This is a genomic window from Shinella sp. GW835-FHT14H05, from assembly GCF_058793575.1.
In genome coordinates this window covers 48,676-72,254 of the sequence record NZ_JBXAFY010000022.1, presented here as the reverse complement: position 1 = coordinate 72,254, position 23,579 = coordinate 48,676, and the positions used below count along the sequence as shown (strand labels likewise).

Genomic DNA, 23,579 nt, shown 5'->3' with positions numbered 1-23,579 from the left:
CACCCGAGCCATCCGCCTTCACGCGAATTTTGACGTTGTAATCAACGACCCGCTTTACAGGGACCAAGATCTTCATGCGTTTCAACACTCCTATGCTCATGAATTCCGCTGGCCGGCACCGCTTTCCTCAGCCGGGATCGGGCGACCCAAAAAACTTTTGCAGGAGATCGAGCACGCCATACCGGGTCAGCAGCGCGTAATAGTGCGAGGCCAGGCTGTTGACGAGGATACCGCGCACCACCTGGAACCCGACGACCGTCGGAACGGCAAGATGCAGGATTTCAGCCGTGACCGTCATTTCTGACAGGCCGCCCGGCGAGGTCGCCAGGATGGCGGCCGGATAGGTCAATCCCGTCGTGAGAGACAAAAGCAAGGCGAAACCGACCATCACGGTGCCCAGCCCGAAAATCGAGATGACGCTGAAGAACGCCACCCGTGGAAGCTTCGCCAGGATATCGCGGCGAAAGCGGCAACCGACGGCAAAACCGATCATCAACTGGGCGACGGCAAAAAGCGGGTGATACATCTTGCCGGCGACGAGGCCCCTGGAGGCAAAGATCGCCGTGAACAGGATTGCCCCGATCATATAGGGATTGTTGAGCCGGATGCGTCCGAGAAAATAGGCGAAGGCTGCCCCTCCGACGATCAGGCCCACCGTCCAGTATGGATCGACGATCCGGGTGCCGGGCGCCACCGCGAAATCGGGCGTGCCGAATGCGAGCAGGATCGACGGGATGGTGAGGGCGACAATCGTGACGCGCAATGTATGGACGATCGCGATCGGCTCGGCCTGGGCGCCCATCTGCACGCCGATGTTCCCCATCTCCGCAAGACCGCCGGGCAGGCTGGCAAAGAACGCCGTCTTCTGGTCGAGCCGGGCCTGCCGCGCAAGAATGACCCCAGCCACGCAGGACATCATTACGGAAACAAGCGCGCTGAGCACCATGAGCGGCAGCCAGCCGCCGAGTTCCGCCAGAACGCTCGCCGTCATCGTCAGGCCGACGGCGGTTCCAATCGTGAGCTGGCCGAATTTGCGCACATTCTCGTTGGGTCGCAGATCGAACCCGGCAGCCGACAGGCAGGCCGCCACGAGCAGCGGCCCCAGCATCCAGGCCAGCGGAATATGATAGGCCGCACCCGAAAAGCCCGCGAGCGCTGCGAGCACGAAGGCCAGGGTGGTCGTGCTCAGCCTTTTCCAGGCTTTCAACGATGGAATTGCACCACTCCTTGAGATGTGCGGAACGTTTTCAGAATGCGCGCCAAGGCCCCCATTGGAAAAAGGCCCGCGACGCGCAATACCTCGGGCGCTACTTGGAATCCAGTTCCTTCAGCACCTCGCGGCCGATCCGGAAGCTGTCGACCATCGCGGGAACGCCGCAATAGATGCCGACCTGAAGAAAGACCTCCTTGATCTCGTCCCGGGTCAGGCCATTGTTGATGGCGCCGCGAACATGCGCTGCAAGCTCATGGGGACGGTTGAGCGCGCTGATCATCGCGAGATTGATGATCGAGCGGGTCTTGCGGTCAAGTCCCTCGCGGCCCCAGACTTCACCCCAGCAATAGGTGGTGACGAGTTGCTGCAGGTCCTGCGTGAAGTCGTCGGCCTGGGCGAGCGCCTTGTCTACATAGGCGTCCCCGAGCGTTGCACGGCGGATGGCGAGACCCTTGTCGTAGGTTTCCTGGTCCATGTACATGTCCTTTCATGAGGCAGTTGGTTTGAGGTCGGGCCTTCAGGAGGCTGCGCGCATGCGCTTCGCCTCGGTCGTCAGTTCGCTGAGGATGTAGGGCATGACCCCGCCGCTGCGCGCATATTCGACCTCGACAGGCGTATCGAGGCGCAGGATCAACGGCACTTGCGTGCTCGTTCCATCGGCCCGGTGGATGACGAGCGTCAGGGACTGGCCGAGCTCCACGTCGTCGCCAAGACCGAGGATATCGAAACGTTCCGAGCCATCGAGATTGAGGTCCGCGGTCCGGGCTCCCCCGGCGAGCTGGCACGGAAGCACGCCCATGCCGACGAGGTTGCTGCGGTGGATGCGCTCGAAGCTTTCGGCCACGATGGCGCGCACGCCCAGAAGCCGTGTGGCCTTCGCCGCCCAATCCCGCGCGCTGCCGGTGCCATACTCCTGGCCGGCCACCACGATCAGCGGCACGTTGTCGGCCTTGTAGCGAAGCGAGGCGTCGTAGATGCTCATCGTCTCGCCACCGGGCTGGACTGCGGTCACGCCGCCCTCCACGCCGGGAACCATGCGGTTACTGAGCCGCTGGTTGCCGAACCCGCCACGCACCATAACTTCATGGTTCATGCGCCGCGCACCGAAATTGTTGAAATCGAGCGGCGCGACGCCGAGACTGCCGAGATAGGTCCCGGCCGGAGAACTCGCCTTGATGTTGCCGATCGGGCTGATGTGATCGGTGGTGACCGAATCTCCCAGGATCGCCAGCGCCCTTGCGGCGATGATCGGCGTCAGGACGGAGACCAGGAACTCGGGCGCCAGGAAGGGCGGCTCCTTCAGGTAGGTCGATTGCTCGTCCCATGCATAGAGCTTGCCCGTCGTCTGCGGAATAGTCTTCCAGTTGGGATCGCGCGCGGCAATGTCGCCCGCATAGGTCTCGCGGTAGAATTCAGGATTGGCCGCGATCGCCTGGGCTTCCGCGAGCTCTTCGGAGGATGGCCAGATGTCGCTGAGATAGACGGGTTTGCCGTCCGTCCCCGTGCCCAGCGACTCGTTCAGCAGGTCGATATCCATCCGCCCCGTCAGCGCGAACGCCACCACGAGCGGCGGGCTTGCAAGGAAGGAAGCGCGCACGGCGGGGTGGATGCGGGCCTCGAAGTTGCGGTTTCCCGACAGCACGGCACAGGCGACCACGTCGCGCGCGGCGATCTGTTCTTCCAGCTCGGGATCGATCGGCCCGGAGGCGCCGACGCAGGTGGCGCAACTGTAGCCGGCGACGGCGAAGCCGAGCGTGTCGAGCGCACCCTGAAGGCCGGTCGCTTCAAGATAGCGGCTGACCACCATCGAGCCCGGCGTCAGCGACGCCTTCACCCAGGGCTTGGTGCGAAGGCCGAGTGCGACGGCATTGCGGGCGACGAGCCCCGCCGTCAGCATGACACCCGGATTGGACGTGTTGGTGCAGGAGGTGATGGCGGCGATCACGACGTCGCCGTCGCGCACCTTGCGCGCGGCCCCGTCAACATCGACGGGAGTTGCCGGCGTCTTACCGTAGCCGCCTTGCGCAGCCGGCGCCGCGAGCACGTCTGCGAACCGTTCCTTCAACCCGTCGAGCGGGATGCGGTCCTGCGGGCGCTTCGGGCCGGCAAGATTGGGCACGACGATCGACAGGTCGAGCTCGATCACCCCGGAATAATCGATGTCGCCGGATTTCGGCGCGCCGAAGAATCCCTGCGCGCGGTAGAGCTTTTCGACTGCCTGTACGGTCTCCTCCGTGCGTCCCGTCTGGCGAAGGTAGGAACAGGTCTGCTCGTCGACGGGGAAATACCCGATGGTCGCGCCATATTCGACGGCCATATTGGCGATGGTTGCGCGATCAGGCACGCTCAGCGTCGCAACGCCCTCGCCGAAGAACTCGACGAACTTGCCGACGACCTTCACCTTGCGCATCATTTCGGTGACATGCAGGACGAGATCGGTGGCGGTCACACCCTCGCGCAGCCTGTTGGAAACGTGCACGCCGACCACGTCCGGCGTGAGGAAGAAGAGCGGCTGCCCCAGCACGGCCGCCTGCGCTTCGATCCCGCCGACACCCCAGCCGACGGTGCCGAGGCCCGCAATCATGCAGGTATGGGAATCCGTTCCGACGAGGGTGTCGGGAAAACAGATCCCATCCTTTTCGAGATAGCCGGGGGCAAGAAGTTCGAGATTGAGCTGGTGCAGGATGCCGGCGCCCGGGGGGAAGAGACGCACGCCGCCATAGGCCTGCATGGCCCATTTGACGAAACGGTAGCGCTCGGCGTTGCGGCGGATGTCGAGCGCGGTATTGAGCGTCAACGCGTCCGGCCGGGCGTTGTAATCGACCGTCAGCGTATGATCGAGCGCCATGTCGACCGGCACCTTGGGGCCGACGATTTCCGCCGGATAGCCACGACGCATCATCGCACTGCGAATGGCCGTCAGATCGCCAAGCAGCGGAATGCCTGCCGCGCAGTTGAGGACGATGCGCCCGACCGTGAAGGGAATTTCCGTCTCGCGCGGCGCATTCGGCTGCCAGTTGGCGAGAGATTCGACGTGGCTTCGCAGGACCTTCTTGCCATCGCAATTGCGCAGGACGGATTCCAGCACAATGCGCAGCGAAACGGGCATGCGCGACACCTTGCCGATGCCGTTTTCCTCCAGCGCGGGCACGGAGAAATAGCGATATTTGCGGCCGGACCCAAGGTTGATGTCGCGACAGGTCTTGTCCTTGAGATCGGATGTCATCGGGAACTCGCTGATGAAAGGGTTTCCATGAGCGTGCGAACCGACGCGAGATCGGCCAGGGTTCGAACATGCTCCGTAAGGGTTTCCGCCTGCGCCTCGGACAGCCGTCCGCGCGTCAAAAGCTTGAACTTTTCGCGGCTTTCGGCCTGCGTGCAGGGATCGACCGGCGTGCCGTGGCAATCCAGCACCGTGCCTTCGAACGATCGTCCGTCGGCAAGTGTCAGGGAGACGCAGGCGCCGTACTGGCTCGGATAGACCGCGTCGATGCGGGGATCCACAACGATCTCGACGCGTGCTGCCAGCTCCCGGATATCCGCGCGGTTGACCACCTCGGCGGAGAACATGTCCGGGTCGCGCGGGTCGCCCATCAGGGAGAGCGCGGCACAGTAGGGAATGCTGTACTGGGCGCCCATCGTGTCGATCGGCGCCGGCTCGCTGTTGTTCTGGGCCGCGTATTTGCTGACGCCGACGCGCACATGGGCGATATCGGCGGATGTAAGCGGATCGGGACCGCGCATTTGCGAAAGAAGCTGCACGGTGGACTGTATCCACCCGCAGATCGGGTAGACCTTGAACCAGGTCTTCGAGATCGCCCATTGCGAGCCCAGCTCCTCGCTCAGCCGGGCCGCATCCGCGCTGCTGCCGCCGAACACTTCGACGAGGCCGAAGCGGCTGTCGATGGCGAAGGGCGGGCCGAGGAAGCCGCGGCGGGCAAGCTGGGCCGCCCGCACGCCGGCCTCGGCCGCGCGGCCGAGATGCAGCCGCTTGACCATGCCGCCGCCCTTGCCGATGGCAAAGCTCTTGATGCCGCCCGCCGCCGAGCAGCTCAGCCCGATGGCGGAGAGAAGCTGGTCGAGCGTCAGGCCCATGACGATGCCGGCAGCAATCGCGCATCCGGCCGGAGCCGAAAGGCTGGCGACATGGAAGCCCCGCCGGGACGGTTCGGCACCGAGCGCCAGGCCGATGCGGTGCGTCACCTCGTAACCGGCGACGATGGCCTCCAGAAGCCGGGCGCCGCTGGCTTCGACCGCCTCGGCCGCGGCGAGTGCTGCCGGTATGACCGCCGCACCGGGATGCACCACGGATTCGGCGATCAGATCGTCAAGCTCGTAGCCGTGGATCGCCGTGCCGTTGCAAAGGGCGGCGGCGGGTGCAGCAAGCCTTCCCCGGCCGATGACGGTGCTGAAGCCCTGCGTTCCTTCCGCGATCATCTCGTCGGCCAGGATGCGCGACCATGGCTGCGAGGCGCCGAAGACACCGCAACCCAGCGCTTCCAGAAGGCAGATCCTGGCCTGTTCCACGACGGCCGGCGGCAGCGTGTCAACGGATATCTGGCGGACGAGGTCGATCAGGTCGTGGGCGTGGCTGTTCGTCGTCATGGTGTCCATGGGTATTCCTCTGCTGGCGTATGGGATGCGGCGCGTCCGTCAGAGCCGGATGATGCCGACACCCTTCTCGATGTCGATCCGTGTGCCAAGCGGCTCGGACAGGGATTTGAGGCGTTGAAGAACCGCCTCGCCGGTTTCCTTGTCGGCAATAAAGGGGCGGCCTTCCGTCAGAGCATGCGCGCCCTTCCCCGTCTGGCGCGTGATGACAGTTCCGTCCGGCGTCGTGCGGCGCCCCATCTCGACCGGGTGCAGCCGGATCTCCTTCAGGGCGTCGCCATCATATTCGAGCTCGAACACGGCGGAACTCCACCAGGGTGCGAGGTCGAGGCCGGGATGGAGCGGATAGGCGGCGGCGTTCAATGTCGTCAGGCGATCGACATCGTGATCCCAGGCCTCATAGCTGTCATAGGGCACGCGCCGGACGAATTCCGACTGCGCGATGAAATTGCCGACGCCGTAGAAGATCGGCTTGCCGTCATGGATCTCGATGCCGAGCGTCTTGTGCCAGCCGTGGCCGATATAAATGTCCGCACCCGCGTCGATGGCGGCATGGGCGAACTGGCGGGCGAAGCGCGGAGGATTGTCGCTGCGCGGACCCTCCGAGACGTTATAGTGATGCGCGACCATGACCAGATCGGCCATCGTCGCCGCCTCTTCGATCGATCGCAGATTGCCTTCCAGATCACGCGGATGGCACTCGCTGAACACGCCGAACTTGTCGCCGGCGACGAAGGCAGGCGATGTGCGGGTCGATTGGTCGCCGGGGAAATTCAGCGCGATTTCTTCCGCACCAGCGGCGTTTTTGCGTCGGCTGCCGATGCCGAGCCGGCTGGCGAGCCTTTCCAGTTCGGCGGCAGCGGCGCCGTCGACCTCGTATTTCATCGACACGCGCAGGGGATTGACGCCGGGCCGGCCGCGCAGCTGCGCCTTGGGATGGCTTGCCCATTCATAGGCCTTGTTGCCCGAACTCGTCGAAACGAGCGCCACACGGCCCTTTCGCGTCTCGAAGAAGGCCGGCTCGCGCGCCTCCTCCAGATCGCGTCCCGTGCCGGCGCAGGCGAACCCCGCGTCCCGGCAATGGCGGGCGGTCGACAGGAGGCCGGACGGGCCGAAATCGAAACTGTGGTTGTGGGCGAGCGACAGGATATCGATCCCGGCCGACTTCAGTTCCGCGGCGAGGTCCGGTTCCGCGATCATGTAGCTTGCGACCCAGTCGCCGCGCGAGGCCCATTCCAGATCGTCCGCATCGCCGAAGTTCATTTCGAGATGGGCATAGGTGACATCGGAGTTCGCAAGCAGATCGAGCACTGCAAGAAATTCCGGCTCCTTATAGGCGGTGAAGGGCCGGGCAATCATGCACTCGCCTGCCAGGACGACTTTCCAATCCCGCTTGCGAGACATGTTTTCTCCCCCGATTCTTTCGATTGATTGGCATAGCCGGCGCCCATCCCTCTCGATGGGCGCCCTGGGGACGCCGTGGCGTCCGGTCCCGCGCTCAGTAGTAGGCGCGTTCGGCTCCGAGAAGGTTTTCGCGGAAGCGATCCTTCAGGTGCACGCCGTCGCGCACGCGGATCGACATGGGATAGCGCTGCGTGTTTACCTTGATGGCCGCGAAGAACGGGCCGTCGCCTTCGAAGAGCTTCGGCACGACCGCGTTGAGCTCGGCCTCGGTATAAACCGTCTCGGCGCCGGCAAAGCCGCATTCGCGCGCCACGCCGGCCAGGCTGACGCTGCGCCGCGTATGGGTCGGCTGCATGCCGGTCTCGCTGTAGTGCTCGTTGTCGATGACGGCGATGGCGAGGTTCTTCGGACGCTGCGCGCCGATCGTCGCAAAGGCGCCGATGCCCATCAGCATTTCACCGTCGCCGGTCATGACCAGCACGCGGCGGTCAGGCTGCGCAAGCGCAAGGCCGAGGCCCATCATCGCGGCGGCACCCATCCCGCCCCACAGGCAGAACGTGTTGAGGTGGTCGACCGTGCCGGCGTCGTAGGTCGCCGAGCCGAGGCCCGTGACCATCAGCGCGTCTCCACGCTGGGCGACGATCGCTCTCAACACCTCGCGGCGATCCATCGTACCTTTTTTCGTGTCGGTCATTGTTACTTGCTCCAGTCCTTGAAGCCGAGAAGCCGCTGGCTGAGGAGCACTGCGACGACGCAATTGGAAGAAAAGGCGAGCTGCGCGCCGGCGTAGACGATCTGTCCCACCTCTTCGGCGTGGCTCGCGCGCTGAACGTAGACGCCCATGTCCTGCAGGACGCGTTCGGCATTCTGCCCCATCGGCAGCTGCCAGGGATTGAACTCGCCCCACTCGCCGCGCATGGTGACGACCATCAGCAGCGGCATGCGGCAGTGGAGCGGAACGCTCAGCATGTTGATACAGTTGCCGACACCGGACGACTGCATGAGGAGCGCACCGCGATCACCCCCGAGCCATGCACCGGAAAGCATGGCAACGCCCTCTTCCTCGGTCGTCAGCGAGACTGCGGTCATGTCGGCGTCCGCCTCGCAGTTCGAGATCAGCTCGATATGGCCGGCATCCGGAACGTAGGCGACTTGTTTGACGTCGCTCCGCTTGAGTGCCTGGAATATCTCGCCGGGCCAAAGTCGGGGGGTAGGTTCTTGTTTCACGTCGACTCCCATTGAAAGGCTTGAACAGAATTTGGAAAAGGCGGGGCCTGGCTGCGCGGCCACAGGCCGCGCAGAGGATGGTGTTCAGGTTGGTTTTCAGCGATCAGAGCTGTTCGGCTACGCCGGATTCCTTGACGACAGTGGCCCACTTCTTGATGTCGCTGGCCACCTGCTTTGCGAACTCGTCAGGCTTGTTGCCCACGAGCACGGCACCGGTCGGCTCGAAGCGTCCGCGGAAGCCGGGATCATCGATGAGCGCCTTGACGCCCTCGTAAACCTTCTGGACGATCTTCGGATCCGTGCCGGTGGGAACGAGAAGGCCATACCAGAGATCGGATTCGAACCCGTCGAGGCCCGGCAGTTCGGCGACCGCCGGAACGTCCGGCAGGGACGAGTTGCGGTCCAGGCTGCTCACGGCCAGAGCGCGCAGCTGACCCTGCTTGATATAGGGCGACGCGCTGAGGATGGAGACGAAGAGGCAGTCGATATGGTCGCCGAGAAGGGCGGTGATCGACGAACCCGTTCCCTTGTATGGAATGTGCGTGATGTCGACGCCCGCGCGCGACTTCAGCATCTCGAGCGCCAGATGCGCACCGCCGCCGACGCCGGACGAGCCGCAGCTCAGCGTGCCCGGGCTTTTCTTCGCGAGTTCCAGGAACTCTTCCATGGTTTTTGCCGGCGATGCCGGCGGCACCAGGAAGACGAAGGGCAGGCTCGACAGCATCGAGACCGGCGTAAAGTCCTTGATCGGATCATACTTCACGCGGTCGCCGAAGAGCTGCGGATTGATGGCGATCGTGGCATTGGTCGTCAGAAGCAGCGAGTAGCCGTCCGGCTTCGATTTCGCGACGATGTCCGTTCCCAGATTGCCGTTTGCACCCGGCTTGTTTTCGACGATCACCGCGTTGTTGTTCCAGAGGCCCTGAAGCTTGTTGGCGAGTTCGCGCGAAACGATGTCCGTGCCGCCGCCCGCCTCGAACGGCGTGATGATCCGGACCGTCTGGTTCGGATAGTCCTCCGCGGACTGCGCAAAGGCCGGAACGCTTTGCAGGGCGAGTAAGGATATTGCTAGTCCGGCAATCTTTTGACGATATGAAAACATGACTTTCCTCCCTTTATGCTGGGGAGTTTAGTAAGCGGGTCATGCAGGCGCAAAGCGTCATTTTCGATAGTAGTATGCGATACAGGCATACTGGGATCTGACGCGCAAACAGGCGCTCTCCCATCAGGCGAGGGATCGCATTCTCGCTCAACCAGGCGGATTGGCTCTACTTCGCCGCGCGCTCGCGCTCACGCGCCCGCAGCGTCGCGCGAACATGGTCCGGCGTCAGCGTCGGCGTCAGAAGTTCGATGAAATCGAAGATGAAGCGGCGGATATAGGTATCGGTCCGCAGGGTGACATAGCTGGTGCTCGCCTCGAAGAGGTGGCTGGCATCGCGCGCGCGCAAAGCCCTGTCATGGGCCGGATCAAAGGCATCGGTCGCCATCACGGCGATGCCGATGCCCATCTCGACATAGGTCTTGCCGACATCCGCATCCACGGCGTTGAACAGGATGGTCGGCGTAATGCCCTTTTTCTCGAAGGCGTCGAGGATCTTCCATCGCCCGCTGCGATGCGGATCGTGCGCGATCATCGGATATTTGGCGATGGCCTCCAGCGTCAGCGTCTTGACCCGGAAAATGGGGTGGCCCTTCGGAGCGATCAGGCTGCGGGTGATCTGGTAGCAGGGCAGGCGCAGCAGGTGGGGAAAAGGCCGCATCGTTTCCGTGCCAACGGCGATGTCGGCCTTGCCGGTCTCCACCGCCTCGCAGATTTCCGTCGGATTGCCCTGCAAGAGCCCGATCCGCACATGCGGATGGCGCTGGACGAAGCTCTTGATGACGCGGGGCAGGATATATCTGGCATGGGTATGGGTGGTCGCGATGGTCAGCGTGCCGCCTTCCTGGGCGCCGTAATCCTCGCGGATGTTCTTGAGGCTCTGGACTTCGTTCAGGATGCGCTGGGCGATTTCGACGACTTCGCGGCCCGGATCGGTCAGGCCGGTCACCCGATTCCGGCTGCGCTGAAAGATCGAGAAGCCGAGTTCGAGCTCCAGTTCCTGGATCTGCTTGCTCATGCCGGGCTGGGACGTGTTCAACGCATCGGCGGCGGCGGAAATATGGTTGCCCTGCCGGTTGACCTCAATGACATAGCGGAGTTGGCGAAGCTGGACCATGGGCATTTCCTGCGGTGATGACCTCAGGCCCAGTCTATGCGGCTTATACCCGCTTCGTCATGAAAAATATCAGGTTTTCCGTAAAACAGCGATCATCGGGCAATCGCGGCAAGGTCGCTTCCATCCTGCGGCCAGAATTCGCCCGGCGTACAGACCCATCCCTCCATCAGCCGCCGCGCCGAGCGGCTCATGGCGAGCCGATCGGCGGTGAACGTCCCCGCCGTTTGAGAGACGTCCGCTTCGACCGTCAGGATACCCGAAGCGTGGCCGAGCCTGACTTTTGCGCTGTGGGTTTGAGCGAGGCGATAAGGCACCGTGCCCGGCACCTGCAAGGCCGCCGCAATCGCGGCAGCGCCGGTGCCGGTGATGGCATGGTGCAGTTTTCCCATCGATATGATCCGCGCCACCAAATCGATCGAGGATGCACCGATGACCTGTCCGTTCGACGCCCGGTAGTCGATGGAGGGAGAGACGAAGGCGAGTTTTGGCATGTGCGGTCGCGTCTGCGTCGCTTCCTGCGATGTTTTCGCCAGGCCCATGGCGACGGCACAGGCGGCGCGGATCATCTCCAGGCGCGCCAGCAGTTCGTCATCACCGTTGATATGCTCGGGCAGCTCCGTTCCAGCCAGTCCGAGCACGCGAGCTTCAACGATCGCTGTTGCCATACCGGCCTGGAGGAGCGTGACATCGAACCGACCGATGCCAGGCACCTCCACCCTGTCCAGAACCCGGCCTGTGGGGAAAAGCCCGCCGTCGGCGTTCTCCTGCGGCGGATATTCGATCAGGATTTCGGCGCCGGCAAATGCGACGCCATCCATCTCGAACGAACCGGTCTCGGCGGTCTGGCCGGCCTGCACCGGCACGCGGGCGACGATCTGCTGGCCGAGATTGACCTGCCAGATCCGCACGGTCGCAAGTCCTTCGGACGGCACGTCGACGAAGCCTTCGTCGATGGCGAAGGATGCAGCCGCACTCAGGAGATTGCCGCAGCTTCCGGACCAGTCGATCAGGGCGCGGTCGACCGCGACCTGACCGAAGAGATAGTCGATATCGCAGCCGGGGTGTTTTGACCGGGAAATCACCGCGACCTTGCTTGCGCTGGAATGGCCACCACCCACGCCATCCATCTGGCGGCCATAGGGGTCCGGGCTTCCAAAGGCGCGCAGCAGCACCCTGTCGCGCACGGCCAGGTCCGAAGGCAAGTCCTCCAGCCGGACGAACAGGCCCTTGCTGGTGCCGCCCCGCATGAGGACGGCGGGGATGCGGCGTCGCGTCATGGCTCAGCCTTCCGCGATCGCCTGATCCTTCTGCTTGCGAACCAGAGGAACAACCATCAGGATCATGAGGCCAAGCGCGATCGCCAGGAAAACGGCGCTGAGCGGCGACGAGACGAAGACCTCCAGGTTTCCGTGCGACTGCAACATGGCGCGGCGGAAATTCTCCTCGATCATCGGGCCGAGCAGGAAGCCGAGGATGAATGGCGCCGGCTCGCAGTCGAGCTTCAGGAAGACATAACCGAGCAAACCGAAGAAGGCGGCGAAGGCGATGTCGCTGGCGCTCATGTTGACCGTGTAGATGCCGATGCACGAGAAGACGAGGATGAGCGGATAGAGCCAGCGATAGGGGACCTTGAGAAAGGCGACCCAAAGGCCGACGAGCGGCAGGTTCAGAATCACGAGCATCACATTGCCGATCCACATGCTGGCGACCAGGCCCCAGAAGAGTTCCGGATGCGACGTCATCACCTGGGGACCCGGCGTGATGCCGTGGATCATCAGAGCGCCGAGCAGCAGCGCCATGGTCGCGCTGCTGGGAATGCCAAGGGTCAACGTGGGGATGAAGTGCGTCTGCGCGGCGGCATTGTTGGCCGATTCCGGGCCGGCCACGCCTTCGATCGCGCCCTTGCCGAAGCGGGACGGATCCTTGGCGAGCTTCCGTTCCAGCGCGTAGGATGCGAAGGAGGCGATGGTCTGCCCCGTTCCCGGCAGGACGCCCAGGATGGAGCCGATGCCGGTGCCGCGCAAAATGGGTTTCCAGGATGCCTTCAGGTCTTCCCGTGTCGGCATGAGGTTGGTCACGCGCCCGGTCAGGACTTCGCGTTTCAGCGAGACGCCGAGATTGACGACGATCTCCGAGAAGGCAAATAGGCCCGCAGCGACGACCACGAAATCAAAACCCTCGGCAAGGCCATCCATGCCGAAGGTGAAGCGGTCGATGCCGGAATTGACGTCCGTGCCCGCCAGACCGAAGATCGCGCCGCAAAACGCCATGCCCATGCCCTTGACGAGAGAGCCGCGCACGAGGGCGGACGAACAGATCAGGGCCATGAACATCAGGGAGAAATATTCGGCCGCACCGAACTTCAGCGCCACGGCGCCAAGCGGCGGCCCGACGAAAGCGATGAGCAGCGTGCCGATGCAGCCGGCAATGACCGAGCCGATGGCGGCGATGGCGAGAGCAGGCCCTGCCCGCCCCTGCCGCGCCATCTGGTATCCATCGATGCAGGTGACGGCCGAGGAGGATTCGCCCGGAAGATTGACCAGGATCGCGGTGGTCGAGCCGCCATAGGCGGCACCATAGTAGATGCCGGCAAGCATGATCATCGCGCCCTCGGGCGGAAGACCGAAGGTCAGCGGCAAGAGCACGGCGATCGTCACCAGCGGCCCGACGCCCGGCAGCACGCCGATGAAGGTGCCGAGCAGCACGCCGGCAAAACAATAGGCAAGGTTCATCGGCGACAGGGCGACGCCGAAACCCAGCGAAAGATGCTGAATAAGTTCCATCACCAGGGCCTCAGTTTGAGGGGAATGTTCAGTCCGTAGACGAAGATGCCCACCGCGATCAGCGTCATTGCGAGAACCATGATGGCAAGTTCGCGCATGCTGCCTTCGCGTCCGGCCAGCCGGCTGATCAGCACCAGGGCCACCACCGCGACGATCAGGCCGCGCGATTCGATGAGCAGGCTGAAGGTGAAGACGGCGACGAGGATGAAGGCGAGCGGCCGGATTTCCCAGCTCGTCACGCTTTCGGAAGTTTCCGGATGCAGGCTCGAGCGGACGACCATCGTGAGCCCGATCAGCGTCATGATGGTTCCCAGGATGACCGGGAAGTAGCCCGGCCCCATATTGCCCGCCGTTCCCATGTCGTAGCTCTGGCCCAGCACGATGGTGCCAAGCCCGATCGCGCCGAAAAGAGCACCGCTCAGGAAATCTTTTGTGATGTGAATCTTCATTCTTCCTCCCCGTCCTCCGACATGGCGATGCCGGCGCGTCCTCCCGCCCGGCGCCGCTGTCATACAGCGCTTTGTCCGCATCCTGCGGCGGCCTTGGCCGCCACGGGACGATTCAGCTCATTTTCCGGCGGCTGTCACCGCTGCACGAACGGATTGGCCGACGGCGCACCGTAGTTCATCCAGACGCTCTTCACCTGCAAGTATTCCTTGATCATTTCCGCACCGTTCTCCCGGCCGACGCCGCTCTGGCGATAACCGCCGAACGGCGACATGTAGCTCGTTGCGCGATAGGTATTCACCCAGACGGTGCCGGCTTTCAACACCTCCGTCATGCGCACCGCCCGGCCGATATCCCGTGTCCAGACGCCGGCGGCAAGCCCGTACATCGTATCGTTGGCAATCCGCACGGCATCCGCCTCGTCCTTGAAGCGGATGACGGAAAGGATCGGGCCGAACACTTCTTCCTGCGCGATGCGCATGCCGTTGTGCACGTCCTTGAAGATCGTCGGCTCGACGAACCAGCCGTCGCCGCATTCCGGCCGCTTGCCGGGCTCGCCGCCCATCACGAGCGTCGCCCCTTCGCCGCGGGCGACATCGATATATTTCAGCACCTTCTCATATTGCGGCATGGTCGTGATGGGGCCGACCTGCGTCTGCATATCGGCGGGATCGCCCATGCGGGCCGCCTTCACCGTCTCGACAAGGCGCTCAAGGAAAGCGTCGTGGATGGAATCCTCGACCAGAAGGCGGGAGCCTGCGAGACAGGTCTGGCCGGTGGCCGCGAAGATGCCCGCGATCGCGCCATTCACCGCTTCGTCCAGATCGGCATCGGCAAAGACGATGTTGGGCGATTTCCCGCCGAGCTCCATCGTCACATGTTTCATGGTCTGCGCCGCCGAGGCATAGATCCGCTTGCCGGTCGCGTCCGATCCGGTGAAGGCGACCTTGGCGACCTTCGGGTGCTCCACCAGCGGCGTGCCGACCTCGTTGCCAAACCCCGTGACGACATTGACGAGGCCGCTCGGCGCACCGGCTTCCTCGATGATCTTGACGAATTCCAGGACGGAGGCGGAGGTGAATTCGGACGGCTTGATGACCACGGCATTGCCGGCCGCCAGCGCCGGCGCCAGCTTCCACGCCGTCAGCATGAGCGGCGAATTCCAGGGCGTGATGACGGCCACGACACCGAGCGGCTCATAGCGCGTGTAGTTGAGATATCCGCGTTTATCGAGCGGGATGACGGAGCCTTCGACCTTGTCGGCGAGCCCGCCATAATAGTGATACCAATTCGGCATGTAGCGCATCTGCGCCAGCATCTCGGCCATCAGCTTGCCGTTGTCGCGCACTTCGATGGCCGCCAGGTGTTCGGCGCGCTGCGCGGCAAGATCACCAATGCGGCGCAGCAGCGCGCCGCGTTCGCTTGCCGTGCTGGAAGCCCAGGGGCCGGTGGTCACCGCCGCGTGGGCGGCTTCGACAGCTTTTTCGACGTCCGCGGCGTTGCCCCGTGCGATCCGCGCCCAGGGCTTGCCGGTAAAGGGGTTGAACGTGTCGAACCATTCGCCGCTATTCGGATCAACGAACTTGCCGTCTATATAGTGCTGAAAATCCTGCATTCCGGTCTCTCCCGTCATCGTCATGCGCCCGGCTCGTTCGGCGAAATCCAGTTCGCGTGCTCCACGACCTTGCCGTTGAGCAGCCTGTCCATATCGAGCGTTCCGTGGGCGGGATCGGGCAGCAACTCGTTCAGGTTGCCGTTTTCCATCGACAGGGCTTCCGCACGCTCGCGCTGTATCGCCTTGGCGAGGATCTGCTCGGCCAGCAGGCGCGGCACCACGGTGATGCCGTCGTCATCGCCGACCACGATATCGCCGGGCGAAACGACAACCCCGCCGACCTGCACCGGAACGTTGATCGAGCCGGGCGTGTTCTTCTGCGGCGCGCGCGGTGACACGCCCCTGGAGAAGACGGGAAACCGGTCGCGGCGCAACAGCGCCACATCGCGCACCGTTCCGCTAGCAACGACACCGACGCCACCGCGGCCGCGCACTTGCAAGGCGCTGCGATGGCCGAAGCAGCCGCTGTCGGAATCACCCGCGTCGATGACGAGCACGTCACCCGGCTGCATTATCTGCACCGCCTTGTGCGTCATGATGTTGTCGCCGGGAAAACAAAGCACCGTGAAGGCGGACCCAACCATGGTGATGTTCTCGAAGATCGGGCGGATATCGGCTTTCATCGCGCCGTGGCGGCCCATCGCGTCGCTCAAGGTGGATGTCGGTACACCCTTGAACGCCTCGATCAGGTCGGACGGCGCCCGCTGGAAATCGTGATAGATATGGCCGTACATGGCCTCTCCTCCTAAAAGTCCTTCATGTCGTTCGCTCAGGCGCGCTCCACCACGCGCGTTTCGCGAACACCATCGAGAAAGGTCCGCGCCGGACCGGCGACGAACGTCTTCACGTGAACGTTGATCCAGCGCAGCCCCAGGCGGCGGTAATGCTCGACCATGTGCAGATCGCCCTGAACATTCATCCCGGCGACGCGCCCGGCCCGTTCGATCATGCCGATGGCATCCTCGACCGCCTGCCGCACCTTCGGATGTTCGGGCTGCCCCTTCAGGCCCATCGACTGGGCGAGGTCCAGCGCGCCGATGTAGAAGACGTCGACCGCCTCGGATGTCAGCATCTTCGGCAGATTGACGAGTGCGGATTTCGACTCGATCATCGCCACGAAAAGCTTCTTTGTATGGTCGCCTTCCCATTGGGTGATGCCATGGGCGATCGCCGCAAGTTCGACGGGCGTGTCGACATGGGGCGCCTGGATGCCGTCCACGCCGCAGCTCAGATAGCGGTTGATCAACCCGATCTCGTTGGACCAGGGGCGCACGATGGACGCCATTCCCGACGCGCGCGCCGCCCGGGCCAGATCCTCTACCTCTTTGAAATCGGTGCTCGCATGTTCGCAATCGATGAAAACCGCATCGAAGCCGAGGCTGCCGACAAACTCGACGAGGCGCGGCGTCGGAAAGTCCGTGTTGCAGACCGCAACCGTCCCGCCGCTCTTCAGCCGGTTTTTCAGGTCGTGGCTCATCGGCTTGCCTTGGCAGGGGTGGCGCTCGCCGCACTTTCGGTGACGAAGCGCGCGAATTCCGTGTGGTCGGCATTGGGGCCGTTCCAGGCGCGCGCGTCCTCCCAGAGCTGAAGGCAGGCATGACCGAGCGTGGCGGGAACCTCGCAGGCATCTGCCACGTCCATGGCAAGCTTCAGGTCCTTGACCATCAGCTCCAGCGCGAAGCCGGAATCATAGGCATTGTTGAGAACATACTGCTTGAACTTGTTTTCCGTGCTGTTGTTTCGCCCTGTGGAGGCGTTCAGCACATCGATGAGAACCTCGCCGTCGACGCCGAAGCGTTGCGCGACGAGGAGCGCTTCGGCCGCCGCCGCCAGGCCGGCGGCCGAAACGTAGTTGTTGAGAACCTTGACCGCATGGCCCGAGCCGAGCGGCCCGATATGGAAACGCTTGCCCATCGTCGCGAGAAGCGGATCGAGTTGGTCGGCCAGCGCGCGATCGCCACCGACCATGATCGACAGCTTCGCGGCAATCGCGCCCTTCATGCCGCCGGAGACCGGAGCATCGAGCAGGGCAACGCCGAACGTGCGGAGGTCCTCTCCAAGTGCGCGCGTGCCCACCGGTGCGGACGAACTCATGTCGACGATCGTCGTGCCCGCCTGCAAACCGCGCACCAGGCAGTCGCTCCCGGCACCATCGCCAAGCGCGACGTTGCGCACGATCCAGCCATCCGGCAGCATCAGCACGACCACGTCCGACCGCTCGCCAAGCTCGGCGAGCGAATGGGCGCTGCCGCATCCGTGCTCTACCGCGAAGGCATCCGCCTTCTCACGGTCCACGTCGTAGACCGTGAGCTGCCAGCCGCCGGCAATCTGATTGGCCGCCATAGGCCGGCCCATGTTTCCGATGCCGACGAAGCCAACCTTCGTCGTGCCCATTGAAGCGGTCAACGTTTTCCTCCCTTTCATAAGCTTTTGCCGGCGGGCCAGTGCCGGAATTACATGGCCGAGACCTTTGCTGCCCTGACGCTTTCCTTGCTGGCCTGCGCCGCGATGGCGGCGTTTCGCCCGGCGATGCGGCCGAAGACCGCGCCGCTCATGAGGCCCGTCGCACCGGGATAGTTGAAGTAGAACAGGCCGCCGACCAGCTCGCCTGCCACGTAGAGGCCGGGGATCACCTGTTCGCCGCCATCGATCGCCTGGGCGTCGGTGGAGATACGCAGGCCGCCGAAAGTGAAGGTGATGCCGCAGGTCACGGCATAGGCTTCGAACGGACCGGTCTCGATGGGGTTCGCCCAGTTGGACTTGGGAATATCCAGGCCGTCGGTGCGCCGCCCGTCCTTCACGGTCGGGTCGAAGGGCACGTCGCGCGTGATCGACGCATTATAGTCGCGCACCGTCTTGAGGAAGGTTTCGCGGTCGACATCCCCCATCTTGTCGACCAGTTCCTCCAGCGTATTGGCGACCACGCGGGTGACGCGTCGGGTCTTGTATTCCGGCCGCAGGAGATGAACGACGGTGGAATCGAAGATCTGCCAGGCGAACTGCCCGGGCTGTTCGAGAATGACCTTGCCGTATTTCGCATAGGTGTAGTTGCGGATGTCCGCGCCCTCGTCGAGGAAGCGCTTGCCGGTGGCGTTCACCATGATCGACCACGGATAGCTGTCGCGCTCATAGTCTCCCGTGACGGAGAGGTCGCCGAAGTCCTCGGCATAACGCTCCCAGCCGACGGCATGGCAGCCGGACCAGTTGCCCTTGGGCTGCGCGCCGACCTTCAGCGCCATGTCGAGCCCGTCGCCGGTGTTGAACTTGCTGCCGCGCACCTTGGCGAGATCCCAGCCCGGGCCGAGATATTTGGTGCGCCATTCGCTGTTCGCCTCGAAGCCGCCGCAGGCCAGAACCACCGACTTCGCCCGGACCTGCTGCGTCACGCCGTCGAGCTTGACGACGACGCCTTCGACGCCGGCATCCGAGCTGATGAGTTCGCGGACCCACGCATTGTAGCGCACGTCGATGCCCGCCTTCTTCACCGCCGCATAGAGCGAGTCGACGAGCCCCTGCCCGCCGCCCCAGGCCGCAAGCGTCGCGCCGCCCCAGAACTTGAACTTTCCATCAACCTTGAAGGACTGGCGGCCGAACTGCGGATAGAATTTCACCCCCTGCTTCGCCATCCAGTGCATGGTGGCGTTGCTCTGGCGCACGAGGATTTCGCAAAGATCGGGATCGGTGCGATTGTGCGTGATGCGCGCCATGTCGTCGAAGAACATGTCTTCGGTGTAGCTGCCGAAATCGCTGTCCATCTCCTCGGGCGTCAGGTCCGGTGACAAGGCCCGGATGTCATCCGAACCCGTATAGGCAAAGCGCATCAGGCCTTCGGTATAGGAACTGTTGCCGCCGCGCTCGCCTTCGGGAGCACGTTCCAGAACGAGCACGCTGGCGCCAGTCTCCCGCGCCGACAAAGCCGCGCACAGCGCCGCGTTGCCCCCTCCCACAACCAAAACGTCATACTCAATCTCACTCATCGGCCGCTCCATGACTCCATCCTCGCGAACTTTCGTGCTGGGTCATTCCTAGCAAAGACGCTGCCGGAATTATCAGACTATCTGGTGCTTCTAGTATTCCGGAGGAGCATAGTGAGAGGAGGAGCGGCCAGGATGGCCGGGACAAGCGAAGCTTGACGGAGGGTGGCTTTCTTGCCGGAGCGCGTGGGACGGCGCACCGAACATCACGCGCCGCAGCGTGCCTTCAATGCTGGAGGCCGAGGACAGCGCCGCTCACGGCCCTGATCCTCTTTGCCACGGTGTGCTGCCGATGCGGCTTCTCCACATCACCGGCCGCCGCGTTGAAAATCGAAAAAACTTCGCCGCACGATCATCCCTACCCCAGCCAGACCGTTCGATCCCAGACCGGAACCGTCCCGGCAATTTCCATGATGATCGTGCGGATGCGCAGAACCACGCTGGGCGGAATTCGCCCTTGAATGATGATGGCCTGGGGCTCGAATCTGATTTCGGGCCGGTATTGGGCGCAGAGCTCGTCATATGCGACCGCGGCGTTTATCGAGGCGCGCAAGCCGTAGGCCTGCGCGCCGAAGCCGCCGCCGAGAGATGCCTGGAACATCTCACCCTCCCTTGTTTTCGATATTTATGGGAAACAAAGATACGGTCGCGATGTTCCGTAAAGGCAGGACTTCGGCCTATTATATTTTAAGGGTCCGCGTTGAGCGCGTTTTGCAAGGCTTGCAAAGCCGCGCCTGCTGAAACACGCAAGGCAAATTCCGGCTCCGCTTTAGCCGGTCTCCTTGAGGAACATTTTCCCCGCCCCGTCCGTGCAACGCACCATAATATCTTTATTCTATAGATTTAGTAGATAATATCGGCGTCGATCAATTGCCGATACTCACGGCGTCATCCCTGGGTTCGCAAGCTCGATAACCTGCTTCAAGCGCCGATAGGAGACAGACATCATGGCATTTCCGTACACCGTCGCGACCAACGTTCCCACCGCATCACTCGAGCTCGATGCCGATGTTCTCGTGATCGGCGGCGGCCCGGCAGGGACGTGGGCTGCCATCGCGGCCGCGTCGAAAGGCGCCCGGGTCGTTCTCGTCGACAAGGGGTTCTGTGGTTCCTCCGGCGCCACGGCCCCGTCGGGCACGGGTGTCTGGTATGTGCCGCCGGATCCCGCCCGCCGCGCGAAAGCGATGAACAGCCGCTGGGACCTCGGTGGCCGCCTGGCGGACCCGGCCTGGATGCGTCGGGTGCTGGACCGGACCTACGACAACGTCAACCAGCTCGCGCAATGGGGTTATCCGTTCAGCGACGACGGCGAAGGCAGGTCGATCAGAACCAGCCTCGATGGTCCAGACTACATGCGCCTGATGCGCAAGCGCACGAAATCCGCAGGCGTCAAGATTCTCGACCACAGCCCGGCGCTTGAATTGCTGCGCGACGAGAGCGGCGCCGTAGCAGGAGCGGCGGGTATCCGTCGGCAAAAGGGCGACAGCTGGCTGGTCCGGGCCGGCGCCGTGGTCATCGCGACCGGCGGCTGCGCCTTCCTCAGCAAGGCGCTCGGATGCAACGTCCTCACCGGTGACGGACTTCTCCTGGCAGCCGAACTCGGCGCCGAACTTTCGGGAATGGAATTCTCGACTGCCTATGCGATGGCGCTCGAAGGCGGCTCGGTCACCAAGACACGCTTCTACGATTGGGCGACCTTTACCTTCGAGGACGGCTCGCCAATTCCGGGCGCTGCCTCGAAAGGTGGCCGATCCGTGATCGCGCGTGTGCTCCAGTCCCAGCGCGTCTTTGCGCAGCTCGACAAGGCGGACGCGGAGACCGAGCAGGCGATGCGCTACGCCCAGCCGAACTTCTTCCTGCCGCTCGACCGGGTGGGCATCGATCCCTTCAGACAGCGCTTCCCTGTCACCTTGCTGCTAGAAGGCACGGTCCGCGGCACCGGCGGCCTGAGGATCGTCGACCATAGCTGTGCGACGACCGTTGCCGGTCTCTATGCGGCCGGCGATGCCGCGACGCGCGAGCTGGTTTGCGGCGCCTTCACCGGCGGCGGCAGCCACAATGCCGCCTGGGCAATGTCGTCAGGCTTCTGGGCCGGCAGCGCCGCCGGAGATCACGGCCGCCACCTGCACGGCCGCAACCGCAAATTCGTACGGGCCGGCGGCGTAGGTATCGTCAACGGGTCGAGCAGGGCGATCGACGCGGCTGCCCTGACGCGCACGGTGCAGGACGAGGTCTGGCCCTACGACCGCAACTATCTGCGTTCCGGCGAACGGCTGACGGATTCGCTCGGCCGGCTCGATGGCCTGTGGTCCGGCATCCGCACGGCGCAGTCCGCCACGATCGACGAGGCGCAGCGGACCCGCGAAGGCGTCGCGATGCTGGCCACCGCACGCTGGATGTATCGCAGCGCCCTCTCGCGAACGGAAAGCCGTGGCATGCACAAGCGCGAGGATTTCCCCCAGAAGGACGACAGCCAGCTTCACTACACGACGACCGGCGGTCTCGACGACGTCTGGATCGGGCACGAGCGCGCGCCCTCGCCGGAACTGGAGGTTCTCGCGGCATGATCGAGGTCATCAGTGAGGATCGTTGCACCGGCTGCAACATTTGCGTCAACGTCTGTCCGACCAATGTCTTCGATCCCGCTCCCGGCGGCATTCCGACGATCACCCGCCAGGACGATTGCCAGACGTGCTTCATGTGCGAGGTCTACTGCCCTGAAGATGCGCTCTACGTGGCGCCGCTGACGACGGCTGTCACCGGCGTCACCTCCGCGGAGCTTGAGGCTAAGGACATCTTCGGCAGCTATCGCAAGTCGATCGGCTGGATCAGGGGCGGCCGCCCCCGGCCGGCGCCGGAGATCATGAAACGTCTCGATCATCATTGACGAGCCAACCGGCCGCCGGTCGCGGCGGCCCTGCCCCGTAAAAGTTTGAACAGGATTTTGGCGATGCAACCGACACGCAGGACTTTTCTGGGATTGGCTGCGGCAACGGCCGTGTTTCCCACCACATTCTCCATCACCCGCGCCCAATCCAAGCCGGATGTCATCCGGCTCGCGGGACCGGGCAATGCGGCCGGCAGGCCCTATGGCAACGGCTCGATCGGCGTGCTGCGCGCGCTTGAGCTGCTTGAGAAGGAATTCGAGCCCGACGGCATCCGCATCGAATGGCAGTTCCCGCGCGGCACCGGCCCCGCGATCAACGAGGCCTTCGCCAACCGACAGCTCGAATTCGCGAGCTACGGCGGCCTGCCGAACGTCGTCGGCCGCGGCGCGGGCGTGCGCACCACGGTGCTCGCCGCCTCCGGCATTTCGCCGACCTATGTCGGCGTGCGCCCCGCGGCCGGGATCAAGACGTTTGCCGATCTCAAGGGCAAGAAGGTCGCCTTCCAGCGCGGCACGATCTTCGAGCTCTCGCTCTCGCTCATCCTGGCCGGCGTAGGCCTCAAGAATGAGGACGTGCAGATCTTCGACCTCCAGGGCGCAGACCAGACCGCCGCGATCCAGTCGGGCGACGTGGACGCGCTGCTCGGCCAGGGCAACCAGGTGCTGGCGCTGGTGAAGAGCGGGCTCGTCGAGGTTCTCTACAGCACCAAGGGTAGCCCCGCCCCCGGCTCGACCTTCGGCTCCTTCACCGTCCTCGACAGCTTCGCCGAGGCCAATCCCGAGATCGTCGCGCGGGTCCTGCGCGGCTACGTCCAGGCCTCGCATTTCGCGAGCCTCGATGAGAACCGGGAGAAGCTTTACGACATCTTCGCGCTGACCGGCTCCCCGCGCGAAAGCTATGTCGCCGACTATGCGGGCGATGACCTGCGCGACCGCAACAGCCCGCTGCTCGACGATTTCTACCGCGCGAACATCAAGGCCGGGCTCGACTTCACGCTGGAGCAGAAGCTGGTGCGCAAGCCGTTCGACGTCGACGAGTGGATCAAGGACAGCCTGTTGACCAAGACGCTCGCCGATCTGGGCTATGAGGCGTTCTGGACCCCGCGCGCGGCCGACGGCAAGGCCGTCCAGTTCTGACGAGCCCGTTCACCCAGCGCCCCGGACTAGACGCCTCGGCCGGCCTTGCTGGTGGAAGGAAGGAG

Annotated in this window: 21 protein-coding genes and 1 pseudogene; 3 read left to right on the top strand and 19 right to left on the bottom strand. The window is 63.9% G+C overall.

What is annotated here, in order from left to right; genetic code table 11:
- The 19 genes and pseudogenes from AC1Q6Z_RS32615 to AC1Q6Z_RS32525 all read right to left on the bottom strand — a co-directional run.
- A pseudogene (locus AC1Q6Z_RS32615) lies at positions 1-76 on the bottom strand (electron transfer flavoprotein subunit beta/FixA family protein); the annotation flags it as partial.
- A 51-nt stretch (positions 77-127) separates the two neighbouring features.
- A complete protein-coding gene (locus AC1Q6Z_RS32610; RefSeq protein ID WP_492650410.1) occupies positions 128-1,207 on the bottom strand; it encodes an AbrB family transcriptional regulator in 1,080 nt (359 codons plus the stop codon).
- A gap of 100 nt (positions 1,208-1,307) precedes the next feature.
- On the bottom strand, positions 1,308-1,688 hold the full coding sequence (pcaC, locus tag AC1Q6Z_RS32605; RefSeq protein ID WP_100674842.1) for a 4-carboxymuconolactone decarboxylase: 381 nt from the start codon (positions 1,686-1,688) through the stop codon (positions 1,308-1,310).
- Positions 1,689-1,730: 42 nt separating this feature from the next.
- A complete protein-coding gene (acnA, locus tag AC1Q6Z_RS32600; protein ID WP_492650409.1) occupies positions 1,731-4,439 on the bottom strand; it encodes an aconitate hydratase AcnA in 2,709 nt (902 codons plus the stop codon).
- A complete protein-coding gene (locus AC1Q6Z_RS32595) occupies positions 4,436-5,827 on the bottom strand; it encodes an MmgE/PrpD family protein (RefSeq protein ID WP_492650408.1) in 1,392 nt (463 codons plus the stop codon). Before AC1Q6Z_RS32595 ends, acnA begins: the two co-directional genes overlap by 4 nt.
- Before the next feature lie 39 nt (positions 5,828-5,866).
- Positions 5,867-7,228 carry a CapA family protein gene (locus tag AC1Q6Z_RS32590; RefSeq protein ID WP_492650407.1) on the bottom strand — a complete coding sequence of 454 codons (1,362 nt, stop codon included), beginning with the start codon at positions 7,226-7,228 and terminating at the stop codon, positions 5,867-5,869.
- Positions 7,229-7,322: 94 nt separating this feature from the next.
- A complete protein-coding gene (locus tag AC1Q6Z_RS32585; protein ID WP_492650406.1) occupies positions 7,323-7,922 on the bottom strand; it encodes a thiamine pyrophosphate-dependent enzyme in 600 nt (199 codons plus the stop codon).
- 2 nt (positions 7,923-7,924) lie between these two features.
- Positions 7,925-8,467 (bottom strand): thiamine pyrophosphate-binding protein, encoded by a 543-nt coding sequence (locus AC1Q6Z_RS32580; protein ID WP_256115290.1) that lies wholly within the window; start codon positions 8,465-8,467, stop codon positions 7,925-7,927.
- A gap of 91 nt (positions 8,468-8,558) precedes the next feature.
- Positions 8,559-9,557, bottom strand: a complete 999-nt coding sequence (locus AC1Q6Z_RS32575; RefSeq protein WP_435269233.1) for a Bug family tripartite tricarboxylate transporter substrate binding protein — start codon at positions 9,555-9,557, stop codon at positions 8,559-8,561.
- 166 nt (positions 9,558-9,723) lie between these two features.
- Positions 9,724-10,671: a LysR substrate-binding domain-containing protein gene (locus AC1Q6Z_RS32570; protein ID WP_435269234.1), complete on the bottom strand. Its 948-nt coding sequence runs from the start codon at positions 10,669-10,671 to the stop codon at positions 9,724-9,726.
- Between the two features lie 92 nt (positions 10,672-10,763).
- Positions 10,764-11,948: a 2-methylaconitate cis-trans isomerase PrpF gene (gene prpF, locus AC1Q6Z_RS32565; RefSeq protein ID WP_492650405.1), complete on the bottom strand. Its 1,185-nt coding sequence runs from the start codon at positions 11,946-11,948 to the stop codon at positions 10,764-10,766.
- 3 nt (positions 11,949-11,951) lie between these two features.
- Complete coding sequence (locus AC1Q6Z_RS32560; protein WP_435269291.1) at positions 11,952-13,454, bottom strand: tripartite tricarboxylate transporter permease; 1,503 nt, start codon at positions 13,452-13,454, stop codon at positions 11,952-11,954.
- Positions 13,454-13,903, bottom strand: coding sequence for a tripartite tricarboxylate transporter TctB family protein (locus tag AC1Q6Z_RS32555; RefSeq protein ID WP_439617903.1), 450 nt, complete (start codon positions 13,901-13,903; stop codon positions 13,454-13,456). The genes AC1Q6Z_RS32560 and AC1Q6Z_RS32555 overlap by 1 nt, the downstream gene beginning before the upstream one ends.
- A gap of 134 nt (positions 13,904-14,037) precedes the next feature.
- The gene (locus AC1Q6Z_RS32550) at positions 14,038-15,516 is read right to left on the bottom strand and encodes an aldehyde dehydrogenase (RefSeq protein ID WP_492650404.1); all 1,479 of its coding nucleotides are present in this window, start codon (positions 15,514-15,516) and stop codon (positions 14,038-14,040) included.
- A gap of 20 nt (positions 15,517-15,536) precedes the next feature.
- Positions 15,537-16,250, bottom strand: a complete 714-nt coding sequence (locus AC1Q6Z_RS32545) for a 4-carboxy-4-hydroxy-2-oxoadipate aldolase/oxaloacetate decarboxylase (RefSeq protein WP_492650403.1) — start codon at positions 16,248-16,250, stop codon at positions 15,537-15,539.
- Positions 16,251-16,285: 35 nt separating this feature from the next.
- Complete coding sequence (locus AC1Q6Z_RS32540; RefSeq protein ID WP_492650402.1) at positions 16,286-16,993, bottom strand: HpcH/HpaI aldolase family protein; 708 nt, start codon at positions 16,991-16,993, stop codon at positions 16,286-16,288.
- Complete coding sequence (locus tag AC1Q6Z_RS32535; RefSeq protein ID WP_492650401.1) at positions 16,990-17,940, bottom strand: NAD(P)-dependent oxidoreductase; 951 nt, start codon at positions 17,938-17,940, stop codon at positions 16,990-16,992. The genes AC1Q6Z_RS32540 and AC1Q6Z_RS32535 overlap by 4 nt, the downstream gene beginning before the upstream one ends.
- A 29-nt stretch (positions 17,941-17,969) precedes the next feature.
- Complete coding sequence (gene tcuA / locus AC1Q6Z_RS32530; RefSeq protein ID WP_492650400.1) at positions 17,970-19,493, bottom strand: FAD-dependent tricarballylate dehydrogenase TcuA; 1,524 nt, start codon at positions 19,491-19,493, stop codon at positions 17,970-17,972.
- Positions 19,494-19,848: 355 nt separating this feature from the next.
- Entirely contained in the window at positions 19,849-20,091 is a 243-nt protein-coding gene (locus AC1Q6Z_RS32525) for a hypothetical protein (RefSeq protein ID WP_439617909.1), read from the bottom strand.
- Between the two features lie 346 nt (positions 20,092-20,437).
- On the opposite strand from AC1Q6Z_RS32525, the gene AC1Q6Z_RS32520 reads away from it, so the two are divergent.
- From AC1Q6Z_RS32520 to AC1Q6Z_RS32510, 3 genes are all read left to right on the top strand, one after another.
- Complete coding sequence (locus tag AC1Q6Z_RS32520) at positions 20,438-22,057, top strand: FAD-dependent oxidoreductase (protein WP_492650399.1); 1,620 nt, start codon at positions 20,438-20,440, stop codon at positions 22,055-22,057.
- The gene (locus tag AC1Q6Z_RS32515; protein WP_492650398.1) at positions 22,054-22,377 is read left to right on the top strand and encodes a 4Fe-4S binding protein; all 324 of its coding nucleotides are present in this window, start codon (positions 22,054-22,056) and stop codon (positions 22,375-22,377) included. Before AC1Q6Z_RS32520 ends, AC1Q6Z_RS32515 begins: the two co-directional genes overlap by 4 nt.
- Positions 22,378-22,440: 63 nt before the next feature.
- A complete protein-coding gene (locus AC1Q6Z_RS32510; protein ID WP_492650397.1) occupies positions 22,441-23,514 on the top strand; it encodes an ABC transporter substrate-binding protein in 1,074 nt (357 codons plus the stop codon).
- The last annotated feature ends 65 nt before the right edge of the window (positions 23,515-23,579 follow it).